Annotated in this window: 17 protein-coding genes; 5 read left to right on the top strand and 12 right to left on the bottom strand. The window is 73.6% G+C overall.

Features of this window, described 5'->3' with window-relative positions:
* The first annotated feature begins 84 nt into the window (after positions 1–84).
* Positions 85–942, top strand: coding sequence for an oxygenase MpaB family protein (locus V6U89_RS06745; RefSeq protein ID WP_334569771.1), 858 nt, complete (start codon positions 85–87; stop codon positions 940–942).
* 13 nt (positions 943–955) lie between these two features.
* On the opposite strand, the gene V6U89_RS06750 is transcribed toward V6U89_RS06745, so the two are convergent.
* The 11 genes from V6U89_RS06750 to V6U89_RS06800 all read right to left on the bottom strand — a co-directional run bounded on the left by V6U89_RS06750 (position 956) and on the right by V6U89_RS06800 (position 9,363).
* Positions 956–1,819, bottom strand: coding sequence for a RecB family exonuclease (locus V6U89_RS06750; protein WP_442933881.1), 864 nt, complete (start codon positions 1,817–1,819; stop codon positions 956–958).
* A gap of 159 nt (positions 1,820–1,978) precedes the next feature.
* Positions 1,979–2,593: a MarC family protein gene (locus tag V6U89_RS06755; RefSeq protein WP_154939817.1), complete on the bottom strand. Its 615-nt coding sequence runs from the start codon at positions 2,591–2,593 to the stop codon at positions 1,979–1,981.
* Positions 2,594–2,633: 40 nt separating this feature from the next.
* Entirely contained in the window at positions 2,634–3,497 is an 864-nt protein-coding gene (locus V6U89_RS06760; protein WP_334569845.1) for a PHP domain-containing protein, read from the bottom strand.
* Between the two features lie 26 nt (positions 3,498–3,523).
* A complete protein-coding gene (locus V6U89_RS06765) occupies positions 3,524–4,726 on the bottom strand; it encodes a hypothetical protein (RefSeq protein WP_334569773.1) in 1,203 nt (400 codons plus the stop codon).
* Positions 4,727–4,776: 50 nt separating this feature from the next.
* Complete coding sequence (locus tag V6U89_RS06770; protein WP_334569774.1) at positions 4,777–5,550, bottom strand: SigE family RNA polymerase sigma factor; 774 nt, start codon at positions 5,548–5,550, stop codon at positions 4,777–4,779.
* 102 nt (positions 5,551–5,652) lie between these two features.
* Positions 5,653–6,534 carry a PH domain-containing protein gene (locus V6U89_RS06775; RefSeq protein ID WP_280839223.1) on the bottom strand — a complete coding sequence of 294 codons (882 nt, stop codon included), beginning with the start codon at positions 6,532–6,534 and terminating at the stop codon, positions 5,653–5,655.
* Between the two features lie 6 nt (positions 6,535–6,540).
* Positions 6,541–6,699, bottom strand: a complete 159-nt coding sequence (locus tag V6U89_RS06780) for a hypothetical protein (RefSeq protein ID WP_170285364.1) — start codon at positions 6,697–6,699, stop codon at positions 6,541–6,543.
* A gap of 117 nt (positions 6,700–6,816) precedes the next feature.
* Positions 6,817–7,518, bottom strand: coding sequence for a DUF6758 family protein (locus V6U89_RS06785; protein WP_334569775.1), 702 nt, complete (start codon positions 7,516–7,518; stop codon positions 6,817–6,819).
* A gap of 74 nt (positions 7,519–7,592) precedes the next feature.
* Complete coding sequence (locus V6U89_RS06790; RefSeq protein ID WP_280839222.1) at positions 7,593–8,216, bottom strand: TrmH family RNA methyltransferase; 624 nt, start codon at positions 8,214–8,216, stop codon at positions 7,593–7,595.
* A 49-nt stretch (positions 8,217–8,265) separates the two neighbouring features.
* On the bottom strand, positions 8,266–8,754 hold the full coding sequence (locus tag V6U89_RS06795) for a hypothetical protein (RefSeq protein ID WP_334569776.1): 489 nt from the start codon (positions 8,752–8,754) through the stop codon (positions 8,266–8,268).
* A gap of 93 nt (positions 8,755–8,847) precedes the next feature.
* On the bottom strand, positions 8,848–9,363 hold the full coding sequence (locus tag V6U89_RS06800; RefSeq protein WP_179802973.1) for a MaoC family dehydratase: 516 nt from the start codon (positions 9,361–9,363) through the stop codon (positions 8,848–8,850).
* Between the two features lie 556 nt (positions 9,364–9,919).
* On the opposite strand from V6U89_RS06800, the gene trxA reads away from it, so the two are divergent.
* The 3 genes from trxA (at position 9,920) to V6U89_RS06815 (ending at position 11,801) form a co-directional block, all read left to right on the top strand.
* Positions 9,920–10,282 carry a thioredoxin gene (gene trxA / locus V6U89_RS06805; protein WP_154939829.1) on the top strand — a complete coding sequence of 121 codons (363 nt, stop codon included), beginning with the start codon at positions 9,920–9,922 and terminating at the stop codon, positions 10,280–10,282.
* A 128-nt stretch (positions 10,283–10,410) separates the two neighbouring features.
* Positions 10,411–10,851 (top strand): hypothetical protein, encoded by a 441-nt coding sequence (locus tag V6U89_RS06810; RefSeq protein ID WP_334569777.1) that lies wholly within the window; start codon positions 10,411–10,413, stop codon positions 10,849–10,851.
* Positions 10,848–11,801 (top strand): HTTM domain-containing protein, encoded by a 954-nt coding sequence (locus V6U89_RS06815; RefSeq protein ID WP_334569778.1) that lies wholly within the window; start codon positions 10,848–10,850, stop codon positions 11,799–11,801. Before V6U89_RS06810 ends, V6U89_RS06815 begins: the two co-directional genes overlap by 4 nt.
* 12 nt (positions 11,802–11,813) lie before the next feature.
* On the opposite strand, the gene V6U89_RS06820 is transcribed toward V6U89_RS06815, so the two are convergent.
* Positions 11,814–12,233, bottom strand: coding sequence for a thiol-disulfide oxidoreductase DCC family protein (locus V6U89_RS06820; RefSeq protein ID WP_334569779.1), 420 nt, complete (start codon positions 12,231–12,233; stop codon positions 11,814–11,816).
* A gap of 91 nt (positions 12,234–12,324) precedes the next feature.
* On the opposite strand from V6U89_RS06820, the gene V6U89_RS06825 reads away from it, so the two are divergent.
* A complete protein-coding gene (locus V6U89_RS06825; protein ID WP_334569846.1) occupies positions 12,325–14,391 on the top strand; it encodes an intein-containing Rv2578c family radical SAM protein in 2,067 nt (688 codons plus the stop codon).
* The last annotated feature ends 25 nt before the right edge of the window (positions 14,392–14,416 follow it).

The raw sequence follows: 14,416 nt of genomic DNA on the forward strand, positions 1-14,416 counted from the left end.
AGCCGCCGCGTCGACGATCACCGCGGTGGACCGGGTAACCCGACGACCCGGTCGCACCCGAGCGTCCCGTGGCACTCTTGGGCGGTGGACTCCGACGACATCGGCCTCTTCGGTCCGCGATCGGTCACCTGGAAGGTGCACGCCGAGCCGGTCCTGATCGTCGCCGGCCTGCGCTCCCTCTACCTGCAGGCGCTGCATCCGCGGGCGATGGCCGGCGTGGCGCAGAACAGCAACTACCGCACCGACGCGTGGGGCCGGCTGGTCAGGACCGCCACGTACGTCGGCACCGTCATCTACGGCACCACCGCCGAGGCGGAGGCGGCCGGTCGGCGGTTGCGTGGCCTGCACGCCCGGATGCGCGCCACCGACCCGGTGACCGGCGAGGAGTTCCGGATCGACGACCCGGCGCTGCTGCGCTGGGTGCACGTCACCGAGGTCGAGTCGTTCGTCAGCACCGCCCGCCGGGCCGGGCTGTCGCTGACCGACGCCGAGGTGGACGGCTACTACGCCGAGCAGCGGCGCGCCGCTGTGCTGGTCGGGCTCGACCCGGCCGAGGTCCCCGGCAGCGCCGCCGAGGTCGCCGACTACTACCGGGCGGTACGGCCCGAGCTGCGGATGACCAGGGAGGCGGCCGAGACCGCCCTGTTCCTGACCGCGCCGCCGATCCCGTGGAAGCTGAGCCTGCCGGCTCGGCTGGGCCTGAGCCTCGGGCCGCCCCGCTGGGCGTACCTGGGGATCGCCGGCACCGCGCTCGGCCTGCTGCCGCCCTGGGCGCTTCGGTTGTACGGCGGCCTGGGGCTGCCCACCACCGCGCTCTCGGCCGACCTGGGCGTCCGCGCGCTGCGCCTCGCCCTGGCCGCGCTGCCCCGCGACTGGCGCGAGGGCCCGATGCAGCAGGCGGCCAAGGAACGCGCCGCCCGGCTCGCCGCCACGGCCGCCTGACCGCCTTCCCGCCTCAGCTCCCGCCGCCCGCCACCGCGGGGGTGTCGGCGTCGGGTGCGGCCGGCCGGTCCATCGCCGCCCACGGCTCGCGGCCGGGCACCTGCGACCCCACCGGGCAGCTGCGGCGGTAGTCGCACCAGCCGCAGCGCGGCCCGGCCACCGGCGGGAACGCCTCGTCGGGGTCGGCCCCGTCGGCGACCGCCCGCTCAGCGGCCATGATGTCGCGCGCGGTGTCCTCGGCACGGCTGAGCTGCCGGGCCAGCGACTCCGTGGTGTGGTCGTGCGCGGCGACCGTCCCGGTGGGCAGGTGGTGCAGCTCCACCCGGCGGCACGGCCGGCGGAACGTCCGCTCGGCGGCGTACGCGTACAGCGCCAGCGCCTGCGAGCCCCGCGCGTCGTCGGTGTCCAGCCCGGTGCGGCCGGTCTTGTAGTCGACGATGACCAGCTCGGGCCCGTCCGGCCCGGGTCGGGAGTCGATCCGGTCGGCGCGGCCGTTGAAGGCCAGCACCGCCGTCCGGACGGCGACCACCCGCTCCACGCCGAGCGGGTCGGCGCCCGGCTCCAGCGTCTCGACGTACGCCTCCAGCCAGCCGAGCGCCCGCCGGTAGGCCTGCCGCTCCTGCTCGTCGTCGCGGTAGCCCTCACGCACCCAGGTGCCCTTGAGCAGCCCGGCCAGCGCCTCCGACCGGCGTCGCTCCGGGGTGAGCGCGTACCAGTTCTTCAGGGCGGTGTGCACGCTGGCGCCGAGCGAGTTGTGCGCCCACGGCGGCCCCTTGGGCGGGGCGGGCCGGTCGACGTAGGAGTAGCGGTAGCGGCGGGGGCAGTCCTCGTACGCGCCGAGTTTGCTGGGGGTGCAGACGAAGAGCCGCTCCGGCATGCCCTCGAAGCCCAACTGCTCGGCCTGCTCGGCGCGGCGTCGGGGGGTGCCCGCGGATCGTCCGGCGGAGGAGGCTCGTCGCACGGGTCCGATCCTGCCACCCGGGTCCGACACCGCCACGCTCGCACCGCCGCCGCCCGGGCGGGGGCCGGGCGCCGGTCAGGTCATGTTCACGTACTGGGTGACGAACGCGGCGACCGCGTCGGCGATGAGCTGCACGGCGATGGCGGCCAGCAGCAGGCCGGCGATCCGGGTCAGCACCTCGATGCCGCCGGGGCGCAGGATCTTGACGATGCCGCCGGAGAAGCGCAGCACGATCCAGACCGCGATCATCACGGCGACGATCGCGGCGGCGATCGCGGAGTGGTCGTCGAGGCCGTCGGCCTGCTGCACGAAGAGCATGGTCGCCACGATGGCGCCCGGACCGGCCAGCAGCGGCGTGCCCAGCGGCACCAGCGCGATGTTCGAGGTGACCTGCTGGCTGGGGTCGTCGGCCTTGCCGGTCAGCAGTTCCAGCGCGACCAGCACCAGCAGCAGGCCGCCGGCCGCCTGCAACGCCGGCAGGTCCACGTGCAGGTAGTCGAGGAGCGTCTGACCGGCCACCGCGAAGATCACGATCACGCCGAGCGCCAACGCGACCGCCTGCCAGGCGGCCCGGTTGCGGTCGCGCGCGGTCAGCGGCCCGGTCAGGGCGAGGAAGATGGGCATCATGCCCGGCGGGTCGACGATTACCAGCAGGGTCACGAAGACCTCACCGAAGAGCTTGAGATCCACCGGCTTACCGTAGTCGGGCCGCTGTGGACGGAAACGCGGATCACCCGGAAGCGACCCCGGTCACCCCGGAGGCCGCCGCGACGATCCGCTCGTACGCCTCCGGCGCGGTGGTGTGCGCGCCCAGCCGGACGGTCTTGTGCGTGCCGTGGAAGTCCGACGAGCCGGTCACCAGCAGGCCCAGCTCGGCAGCGAGCGCGCGCACGTGCGCGGCCTCGGCCGGGGAGTGGTCCTCGTGGTCGGCCTCCAGGCCGGCCAGCCCGGCCGCGGCCAGCTCGACGATCAGCTCGTCCGGCACGATCCGGCCCCGCCGGGTCGCCCGGGGGTGGGCGAAGACCGGTACGCCCCCGGCCGCCCGGATCAGCTCGACCGCCCGGAACACGTCCACGTCCTCCTTCGGCAGCCGGTAGCGCTCACCCAGCCAGTCCGCCCCGAACGCCTCGGTGGTGGTGGCGACCAGGCCGGCCCGGATGAGCGCCGCGGCGATGTGCGGCCGGCCGACCGTCCCGCCGCCGGCCGCGGCCATGATCTCCGGCCAGCTGATGTCGATCCCGTCGGCGCGCAGCAGCTCGACGATCCGCTCGCCGCGCACCTCGCGGGCGAGCCGCACCCGGGCCAGCTCGGCGACGAGCTCCGGGTGGTCCGGATCGAAGAGGTACGCGAGCAGGTGCAGCGGCACGGCCGGCTCGACCCCGTGCCACCGGCAGGAGATCTCCGCGCCCCGGATCAGGGTGAGACCGGGGGGCAGCGCCCGCACCGCGGCGTCCCAACCGGCGGTGGTGTCGTGGTCGGTGATGGCGACGACGTCCAGCCCGGCGTCGGCGGCGGCGCGGACCAGCTCGGCCGGGCTCAGCGTGCCGTCGCTGGCGGTGGAGTGGGTGTGCAGGTCGATCGCCGGGCGCGAGATCACGCTCCGACGCTACCGCCCGGCCGTCAGGAGACGCCGGCCACCACGACCGGGCGCTCCCCCGAGGTGACCCCGCTCAGCATCGTGGTGGAGGCCCGTCCCCCGGCCAGGACCTTGTCGGGGTCGACCCGCGCCAGCGCCCCGCCCCGGTCGACGTACGCGGCCGTCGTGGCGCCGTTCCAGGCCACGTCGCCGCTGATCGTCGGGCCGGCGGCCCGGGCGGCGTGGCCCGGTTCCGGGCCGGTGAGGTCGACCAGGAGCGCGCCGTCGGTCCCGCCGGTACGGCCGTTGACCAGCAGCCACCGACCGTCGGGCGAGACGGCCCCGAGGCCGTCCCCGGCCAGCGGCGCCGCGCAGCCGGTGGCGGTCGGCGCGAGATCGGCCGGGTCGAGCACCGCCAGGCAGGACCGGCCCGGGTTCCCGTCGGCGGGCACCCGCCCGACGGGCCGGCCGTCGGGCAGTGCGCCGTAGACGTCGAGGACCCGGCGGTCGCCGTCGGGCAGCGGACCGGCGGCGGGCCGCCACAGCAGGTGGCCGCCGGTGCGGGAGCGCACCAGGACGCGGTCGCCGATGAAGCGGACCGGCGCGGCGCCGTGCGCGGCGGTCGTGCCGGCGGTGGCGAGAAGCCGGTTGGCGATCAGGCCGGCCGCGAAGAGCCCGTCGCCGTCCCGCCAGGCGACCTGCCGGCCGTCCGGGCTGAGCACGACCGCTTCGGCACCGGCCAGCAGCACCTGCGGGGCGTCGCCGGACGGCACGACCCAGAGGGTGCGTCCGGCCGGGGTGGGTGCCCCCACCACCAGCCAGCCGCTGTGCTCGGGCAGCCGCTGGGCCCGTTCGACCGGGCCGATGCCCAGGTCGTACCGCTTTCCCTCGGCGGTGACCAGCGCACCGCCGACGATCAGTTCGACCTCTCCCTCGGCGCGTGGGGCCGGTGGATCGGGGGCGACCGGCCAGGCGGCCGCGGTGGCGCCGCCGCGCGGGTCGCCGAGCACCACGGTGGGCGTGGTGGAGCGGCCGGGGTGGCCTCCGAGTTGCGCCATCCCGGCGGTCACCGCCGCCGTGGCGACCGCGGCCAGCGACAGCCCGGTCAGGGTCCGCCGGTGGCGGACCCGCCGGGCCCGGCCGATGGCCAGCCCCGCCGGATCGGCGGCCATCGGCGGAGGCACGGCGACCCGGCGGGAGAAGGTCTCCCGCAGCGCCCGCTCCAGGTCGTCCTGCGTCACAGCCATTGGACGCTCCGGGCCGCCGGTCTGGTTGTCCCGGGCGGCCGGGGTCGGCTTCACCGGGTCTCCGCCGGGACGGCCGCCCGGGGGCGGACGGCACCGGGCGCGGGCAGTTCGGGCCGCCGACCCGCTCCGGCGGGCACGTCCCGGACGGCGCCGCGGGCCTCGGCCGGGCGGGGCGACGGGATGGTCGCGCCGCTCCCGGCCGTCCGCCCCGGTCGCCCGGCCTGCGGGGCACGCCGTGGGCCGGCCGGTTCCGGGGGTACGACCGCAGCCGCCCCGGACGACGCGGGCCGCCCTTCGGTCGGGGTCGCCGTCTCCGGCAGTTCCCGGGCCGCCTCCTCGCCGAGTCGACGGCGCAGGGTGGCCAGCGCACGGGAGGTCTGGCTCTTCACCGTGCCGGGCGAGATCTCCAGCAGCGCGGCGGTCTGCGCCTCCGACATGTCCTCGTAGAAGCGCAGGACCAGCACGGCCCGCTGCCGGGCGGGCAGCGCGGTCAGGTGCCGCCACAGCACGTCCCGGTCGAGCTGCTGCTCGATCTCGTCGGCCCCGGCCCGCTCGGGCAGCACCTCGGTGGGGCGTTCACCGTGCCAGCGCCGCCGCCACCAACTGGTCGAGGTGTTGACCATGACCCGCCGGGCGTACGGCTCGATCGCCTCGATCCCGCCGAGCCGCTTGCAGGCCAGGTACGTCTTGGTCAGCGCGGTCTGGAGCAGGTCCTCGGCGGTGGCCCAGTCCCCCGCCAGCAGGTACGCGGTGCGCAGCAGGGCACTGGAGCGCGCCGCGACGAAGTCGCGGAACTCCTCCTCGAGCGGGTCCCGCTCGGCCACGCGTCACCTCCGCACCCGTTGCTGCAGGTAGGGTGCCATGGCCGAGGCGGCGGGGTCGACGGCGAAAGGTTCGCAGTTCCTCCGATGAACGGACGAAAAGCTTCAGGCGCCGTCGTCGGCCTTGGCCTCGTCGGCCTCCTTGCCCAGCCGCGCCTCGACCGCCTGCGGCTCGTACATCTCCTCGACCACACGCAGGTAGAGCTCGTTCGGGTTGGGCAGGTTCTTGATCTCCCGCAGCGCCTGCTCCTGGCCCGCCGACTCCAGCACGAAGGTGCCGTAGTTGAGCGCGCGCCCGGTCGGGGTCTGCTCGTACTTCATGTCGGTGACCCGGACCAGCGGCATCATGGCGACCCGGCGGGTGATGATGCCGTTGACGACCATGACCCGTTTGTTGGTGAGGATGAAGCGGTCGTACCACCAGTCGGCGACCCGCCAGGCGACCCAGCCCATCACCGCGAACCAGAGCAGCACCGCGACGGTGGTGAGGGCGCCGACGTCCTGCCCGGCGAGGAAGCCGGAGAGGTAGCCGAGGATGAAGGTCGCGGCGATGCCGACGACGATCGGGGTGGCGAGGTGGATCCAGTGCCGCTTCCACTCGCCGCGGTAGCGCTCGGTGGGGAAGAGGTAGCGGGCGACCAGTGAGCTGGGCTCGTCCTCCAGGGGCAGCACCCGCCGGGGACCCATCGGCATGCCGGAGGCGTCCACCCGCAGCCCGGCCAACTCCTCCTCGGAGATGGTGGCCTGCTGGTAGCCGGCCTCCGGGTCGCGCGCCCAGGTCCGCCCGGAGCGGCCCTCACCGGCGTATCCGGGCCCCTCGCCGTAGCCGATGTCGTCCGAAAGGGACGGACCGTCGCCCAGGCCCGGGCCGGAGCCGTAACCCGGACCGTCGTCGGGACGGAACCGCGGGATCGGCTCGGTGTCCCGCTCCCGGCGCTCCCGGTCGGGATCGTCGGGATCGAAGGGGGGTCCGGAGGGGCTGCCCATGGGCGGTCAGGCGACGAGGCTGGTGAAGAAGTCGCCGAAACCCTGGGCGATGTCCATGATGCCGCCGCCGAGCGACTTGAAGACGTCCGCGGCGGAGTTCGGCCGGTAGGCGACGAAGAAGATCAAGAATGCGACGCCGGCCCAGGTGAGGACCTTCTTGACCATAGCGGGCCATCCTCTCGCGCGGGGCCGGGTCCGTTTACCGCAGCGGCACCCAGAGTATCAGTATGGTGTCGTACAGTGAATATCTGCGTCCGTTCCCTGACATGTCCGTCAGGGCGGTCAGGCCCTGCCGTGCAGGTTGGGTGACGGTGCGCCGTACACGAGCTCGGGCGGTGTCCACTCGGAAAGGTCGTGCAGGACGACGTCTTCCGCGAGGAGGTGACCCGCGCTCGCCGGCCAGGCTATCGCATGCAGCCACATTCCCCGAGCCTCGCCCGCGTACGCGCTTCGATCCGCGGCCGAATTCACCAGCCACAGTGGAGTCGGGTGGCCACCGACCTTGATCCGAGCCGGCTCGACGTGCTCCGGGTGGCCGAGCCCGGGGCCGGGGCCGGTGAGCGCCGCCGCGAGTTCGGGCCCCGGGTCCGGCCCGGACACCCCGGCGAAGCGGGCGCCCAGCCCGACGCCCGGCTCCTCGGCCACCAGCAGCAGTTCGGCCGGTCCCCCGCCCAGCGGCGCCGGACCGGCGCAGGCGACCGCCGTGGCCCGTACGCCGGAGGGGTCGTCCCCGGCCCAGCCGACCCCGGTGACCGTCCAACCCTGCGGCAGCGGCCACGGACACCAGAGCGGCACCCGGGGCCGCTCGGCCTTCTCGTCGGCGACGACGCGGTCGACCACGCTCGCCATGATCTCGGCTCCGATGTGCTCCGGTACGTGCAGCGGCGCGACCGGGCCGCACCGCGCGCACCGCGACTCGGGGTGCATCAGGTCGGGGAGCCGGACCTGACCGGCGCACCTCGGACAACTCACCACGACACTCACATCCCCACCGTGGCCCCCTGCCAGCGGCCCGTCAAGCGGAGCGGCCGTTTCCCTCCGGCGAGCCTCGGGCGGCCTCAGCCGGGCGGCGGGCCGGCGTGGGCGCGGATCCAGGCGTGCATGGCGATGCCGCTGGCCACGCCGGCGTTGATCGACCGGGTCGAGCCGTACTGGGCGATGGAGAAGAGCTGGTCACAGGCGGCGCGGGCCGGGTCGGACAGGCCCGGTCCCTCCTGGCCGAAGAGGAGCACGCAGCGGCGGGGCAGCGTGGTGGTCTCCAGCGGCCGGGAGCCGGGCAGGTTGTCGATGCCCACCACCGGCAGGTCCCGCCCGGCGGCCCAGGCGACGAACTCCTCGATCGTCGGGTGGTGCCGGACGTGCTGGTAGCGGTCGGTCACCATGGCGCCGCGCCGGTTCCACCGGCGCAGCCCGACGATGTGCACCTCGGCGGCGAGGAAGGCGTTGGCGTTGCGGACCACCGTGCCGATGTTGAAGTCGTGCTGCCAGTTCTCGATCGCCACATGGAAGTCGTGCCGGCGCTCGTCCAGGTCGGCGACGACGGCCTCGCGCCGCCAGTACCGGTAGCGGTCGACCACGTTGCGCCGGTCGCCGGCGGCGAGCAACTCCGGGTCGTAGCGCGGGTCGTCCGGCGGGTCGCCGGGCCACGGTCCGACACCCACGTCGAGCTGGTCCTCGGTCACGGTCACAAGAGGGTACGGCCGGCCGGGGCAACGCCGGACGCCACCCCGGTCACCGCAGCCCCAGGGCACCACCGAGCCGGTCCAGCAACCGTCGGTCGGCGGGACCGGGCGGATCGCCGGCCCGGCAGACCCGGGCGGCCACCGACTCCACCCACTGCCGGTACGCGGCCGAGTCGGCCGGGTCGGCCCGCCGGCCGAGTACGCGTACCGCGGCCCGGCAGGCGGCGAGGAGGTCGACCAGGTCGGCGAGCCGGTCGGTCTGGGCCGGCGCGCCGTCGTGGCGGGCGTAGATGGCGGTGACGACGGCGCGCACCAGGTCACTGTCGGAGGCCCGTCCGGCGGCCACGGCGTCGAGCCCGGCGAGCCCGGCGGCGACGCCGCGGGGCGGGCGGCCGGGGGTGGGGGAGGCGGCGGCCACGAGCACCCGGCCGGGCAGGGTGGTGAGCAGGTCCCACTCGGCGGCGGAGTAGACGGCGGTGGTCAGCGGTGCGGCACGGCGTCCGGCAGAGGGCGGCTCTCCGGCGAGGGAGTGGCTCATCTCAGACCTCCGGCGTCAGCATATGCCCCGGATCGCGAAAAGGGCCCCTTCCCAACCAGAACACGGTGGGAAGGGGCCCCGTCGAGGCTGCGGTCAGCGGGGCTCGGGGAAGCTCGGCCGTTCCGGGTCGACGCCGTCCGGCACCGCCGCGGCGGCGTACTCCTTCTTGGGGACCATGACCTTGCGCCGGAAGACGCAGACCAGGGTGCCGTCCTGGTTGTAGCCGCGGGTCTCCACCGCGACGACGCCCCGGTCCGGCTTCGACCCGGACTCGCGCTTGTCCAGCACGGTGGTCTCGCCGTAGATGGTGTCGCCGTGGAAGGTCGGCGCGACGTGCCGCAGCGACTCCACCTCGAGATTGGCGATCGCCTTACCGCTGACGTCCGGTACGGACATACCGAGGAGCAGCGAGTAGATGTAGTTGCCGACCACCACGTTGCGCTTGAACTGGCTCGCCGACTCGGCGTAGTGCGCGTCCATGTGCAGCGGGTGGTGGTTCATGGTGAGCAGGCAGAAGAGGTGGTCGTCGTACTCGGTCACGGTCTTGCCGGGCCAGTGCCGGTAGACCGCGCCGACCTCGAACTCCTCGAAGTAGCGGCCGAACTGCATCCTTGTCCCCTTCGACGGGCGGCGATGGAGTTCGGCACAGCATGCCTTACCGGTGGTTAAGGCGATGACGGGGGCGGAGGCCGAGTGGAAATGTCACACCGGGCGCATCCGGGGGGAGACGCAATGAGCGGCGGGGCCCTCCCCGGCACCCGCCGCCCACGCTCTGATGCTTGAGATTCTGCCGTACGAGGTGGACACATCGACAGAGACGGACGTCACATTTACCCTTTTGTGACATCACTGTGAGTAGTCGACGGCACCGTGCTACGCGATCTCTAGCGGCGCAATCACCCCTTGTCAAGGCTGAAGTTACCGATTCGTACCGGAGGGTGACGCGGATCTCCTTGGAAACGCTCCCATCACGGGAGGTGACGCAAGTGCGCAGTGCATTTGCGTTCCGCAGCGCGGGATCGACAGATGCGGTTCGATGGGTTGCCCGACCGCCGGCCGGCGCCACCCGGGACCGCGCCGGTTTCGGCCCGCCCGGGTCGGGAATTCAACCAGGGCTGCCCTGGTTCTACGGGACGAAAAAGCAATCCGCTGATCGGAGAGTGCAATGGCAACGGTTGAGCTGACCACGGCCAACTTCGACGAGGTGACCGGGAGCGACGGCATCGTTCTGGTCGACTTCTGGGCCGAGTGGTGCGGCCCGTGCAAGCGGTTCGCCCCGGTCTACGAGCGCTCCTCGGAGAAGCACCCGGACATCGTCTTCGGCAAGGTCGACACCGAGGCGCAGCAGGAGCTCGGCGCGAAGTTCGACATCCGCTCCATCCCGACGATCATGGCGATCCGGGACGGCGTGATCGTCTTCGCCCAGCCGGGCGCGCTGCCCGAGTCGGCGCTGGAGAACCTGATCGAGCAGGTCCAGGCCCTCGACATGGACGACGTACGCAAGCAGCTGGCCGACCACAAGCACTGAGCACCACCCACGACGGCCGGGCCCCAGCAGGGGGTCCGGCCGTCGGCGTACCCGCCGACACGCAGGGCCGGCGGTGGACCGCGCAGGGACACCGTCGTGACGTCCCGATCCCGTATCGTCACGACCCGATGGAGACGTTGACCCCCCGCGGCCGCGCGGTCCGGCTGGGCGCGACCGCGCTCGGCCTGGCCCTGCTGCTCACCGGCACCCTCTGGGGGGTCGACGATCACTTCCCGTTCGGGCCGTTCCGGATGTACTCCACGTCGGAGCCACCGAACGCGCCCGCCCCCGACACCCGGGTGGAGGGCGTCGACCGCACCGGCGCGGTGATCGCGCTGGGCCAGGACGCCACCGGCATCCGCCGCGCCGAGATCGAGGGCCAGCAGGACCGCTACGCCGCCGACCCGACGCTGCTGCGGCAGGTCGCCGACGCGTACGCCGAACGCCACCCCGGCGCGCCGGAACTGGTCGAGGTCCGCATCGTGATCCGCTGGTACGGCATCCACCAGGGCCGGCCCACCGGACGGTGGACCGACGAGACCACGGTGCGCTGGCGGGAGGCACGGTGACCCGCTGGCTGACCGAGGCGGTCCCCCGCGGCCGGGTGGCCGCCTTCCGCACCCTGATCTACCTCTTCGTCGCCGCCGACCTGGTCGTCTTCACCCCGTGGGTACGCACCCGGGTCGACGTCCCGGGCGAGCTCTACCAGCCGTTGCTGATCGGCCGGCTGCTCCCGCTACCCACCCCGACCCCCACCATGGTCGCGGCCATCTTCTGGACGCTGCTGCCACTGGCCCTGCTCGCCGCGACCGGCCGCGCGCCCCGGCTGCTCGGCTGGTCGGTCTTCGCGCTCTACTTCGAGTGGATGATCATCGCGATGAGCTACGGGAAGGTCGACCACGACCGGATCGGGCTCCTCGTCGCGCTGGCCGCCCTGCCCACCGCCGGCCGCGCCCGGCACGGCGACCCGACCCGCACCGAGGCCGGCGGCTGGGCGCTGCGGGTCACCCAGATCGCCGTGATCTGCACGTATTTCCTCGCCGCCTGGGCCAAGCTGCGCTTCGGCGGGCCGGACTGGGCGACCGGCTCGGTGCTCGCCCGGGCCATCATCCGGCGCGGCACCGATTTCGCCGACCTGATCGCGCAGGTGCCGTACCTGCTGATCGTCGCCCAGTTCGGCATCCTCGCCTTCGAGTTCCTCAGCCCCGTGGTGTTCCTGCTGCCGGAGCGCTGGCGGGCGGCCACGGTCGGCTTCTTCTACTCGTTCCACCTGGTGACCATCGCGACGATCACCATCTCGTTCGCGCCGCACCTGGTGGCGATGACGAGCTTCCTGCCGCTGGAGCGGATCAGGCCGGTGGTGTGGGCCCGCCGGCTGATCACCCGTCGGCGCGACGGCACCGCGCCGTCCGACCTGGCGCGGAAGGACCTGGGGCCGGCGTCCGCACCGGACGACGTACCCGCTGCGGCGCCGCCGGTGCCCGGCCCGGCACCGGCGGTCGGGCCGGCGACGCCGTAGCCCGGCGGCGGGTCAGGCGTCGGTGGTGGGGCGGCCGCTCGGGCCGTACAGGCGCTCCCGCGCCTCCTGGGGCAGCGCGCAGGCGGCGGTGCCGCCGGGAAGCCGATGCCGGTTGCGGGCCACCCAGCGGTACGCGGGCCAGGCCGCGCGGCGGACCGGCGGGACGCGCAGCCCCGCGCCGGCCACCCGCCAGAGCGGACCGCTGTCGCCGAGCAGCCGGGCGATGGCGTCGGGCCCGGCGGCGCGGGAGCCGTCCGCGCCGACCCACTGGACCGCCTCCTCGCACTCGGCCTCGGTCAGCCCGAGCGCGGCGAGGTCGGCGAACTGCCACGGCACCACCCGGGCGCCGGTCGGGATGCGCCGCTCGATGAACTCGGCGCACCGGGTGCAGAACGCGCAGTCCCCGTCGTAGACGAAGGTCGACCTCTCCATCGCTCCATCCTCCACCCGCCGCCCGGCGGGCGGGAGCCGGTGTCCGGCGGGTCACTTGCACTCTCCTCGTACACATGTTCGAATGAGGGTCATGCGCTGGGAGAACCTCTCCGCTCCCCCGGACGAGGGGCATCCCGACGGGTCAGCGCCAGCGACTCCACCCCTGCCGCTGGCGCTGCCCGGCGCGATCGCCCGCACCTTCGACACCCCCGGCTTCGCCGGCATGACCTTCTACGAGGTGCGGGCCAGGTCGATCATCAACAAGGTGCCCGGCGCGTCCCGCGTCCCGTTCGAGTGGACGATCAACCCGTACCGGGGATGCAGCCATGCATGTGTGTACTGCATCTCGGGTGAAACCCCGATCCTGATGGCGGACGGTCGCACGAAGCCGATCAGCGAGTTGGAGCCGGGCGACCGGATCTACGGCACCGCCCAAGAGGGGGCCTACCGCCGCTACGTCGTGACCACCGTCCTCGACAAGTGGTCGACGACGAAGCCCGCCTACCGCGTCACCCTGGAGGACGGCACCTCGCTGATCGCCAGCGGTGACCACCGCTTCCTGTCCGAGCGGGGTTGGAAGTACGTCACGGGAGCGATGAACGGCCGCGGGCAGCGCCCGTACCTGACCACCAACAACCGCCTGATCGGCACCGGCCGCTTCGCGACCGGCCCCAAGGAGTCCGCCGACTACCGCCGTGGCTACCTCTGCGGCATGGTGCGGGGAGACGCCCACCTCGGCACCCACAGCTATTCCTACGGGACCGTGCACCAGTTCCGATTGGCGCTGATCGACGACGAAGCGTTGCGAAGGACGGAGCGCTACCTCAGCGAGGCTGATGTCGAGACACATCGCTTCTCCTTCTCAGCGGTCACGCGCAACCGGCAGGCGATGGCCGGCATCCGCACGTCGAAGCGGCGGCACGTCCAAATGATCAGCGACCTGATCCGATGGCCCGCGGACCCGACCGACGACTGGCGGCTCGGCTTCCTCGCCGGCATCTTCGACGCGGAGGGAAGCTGCAGCCGGGGCGCACTGAGGATCAGCAACGGCGACGACACGATCATCGAACAGACGGCGGCGGCCCTGAGCCGCTTCGGCTTCAGGGCCGTGCTCGAGGATCCAGGGCGACCGAACCGCGTCAGGCAACTGCGCCTGACCGGCGGTCTGCCGGAGCGGCTCCGCTTCTTCCATCTGACCGATCCCGCCATCAGCCGCAAGCGGTCGATCGAGGGAGCCGCGCTGAAGTGTCAGGCCCGGCTCAGGGTGACGAGCATCGAGGCACTCGGGCTGGAGCTTCCGCTCTGGGACATCACCACCGGCACCGGCGACTTCATCGCCAACGGCGTGGTGAGCCACAACTGCTTCGCGCGCAACACCCACACCTACCTGGACCTCGACGCGGGTGCGGACTTCGACCGCAAGGTGATCGTCAAGGTCAACGCCGGCGAGCTGGTCCGGCGGGAGCTGGCGGCCCCGCGTTGGCGCGGCGCGCACATCGCGATGGGCACCAACGTGGACTGCTACCAGCGGGCCGAGGGGCGGTACGGGTTGATGCCGCCGATCATCGAGGCGCTGCGCGACTTCGCCAACCCGTTCTCCATCCTGACCAAGGGCACGCTGATCCTGCGGGACCTGCCGCTGCTGCGCCAGGCCGCCGAGGTGACCCGGGTGGGCGTCTCGTACTCGGTGGGGTTCGTCGACGAGGCGCTGTGGCGGGCGGTCGAGCCGGGCACCCCGAGCCCGCGCCGGCGACTCGACGCGGTGCGCGCACTCACCGACGCGGGTTTCGAGGTCGGCGTGCTGATGGCGCCGATCCTGCCCGGGCTCAGCGACAGCGACGAGTCGATCGACGCGACGGTGGCGGCGGTGGCGGCGGCCGGGGCGGCCAGCGTGACCCCGATGGCGCTGCACCTCCGACCCGGCGCCCGCGAGTGGTACGCGCACTGGCTGGCCCGGGAGTTCCCGCACCTGGTGCCGCGTTACCGCGAGCTCTACCGGGCAGGCGCGTACGCGCCGCAGGCGTACCAGCGGGAGTTGACCGCGCGGGTGCGGATCGCGGCGCGCCGGCACGGGCTGCACCGGGGCGAGCGAGGCGACAACCGGCGGCTGCCGGCCCCCGAGGCACCGCCCGCCGCCGAGCAACTGTCGCTGCTGTAGTCGGCGGGCCACCGCCCCGGTGAGG

Origin of the sequence: Micromonospora sp. CPCC 206171, assembly GCF_036906755.1 — a bacterium.
Classification (GTDB): domain Bacteria; phylum Actinomycetota; class Actinomycetes; order Mycobacteriales; family Micromonosporaceae; genus Micromonospora; species Micromonospora purpureochromogenes.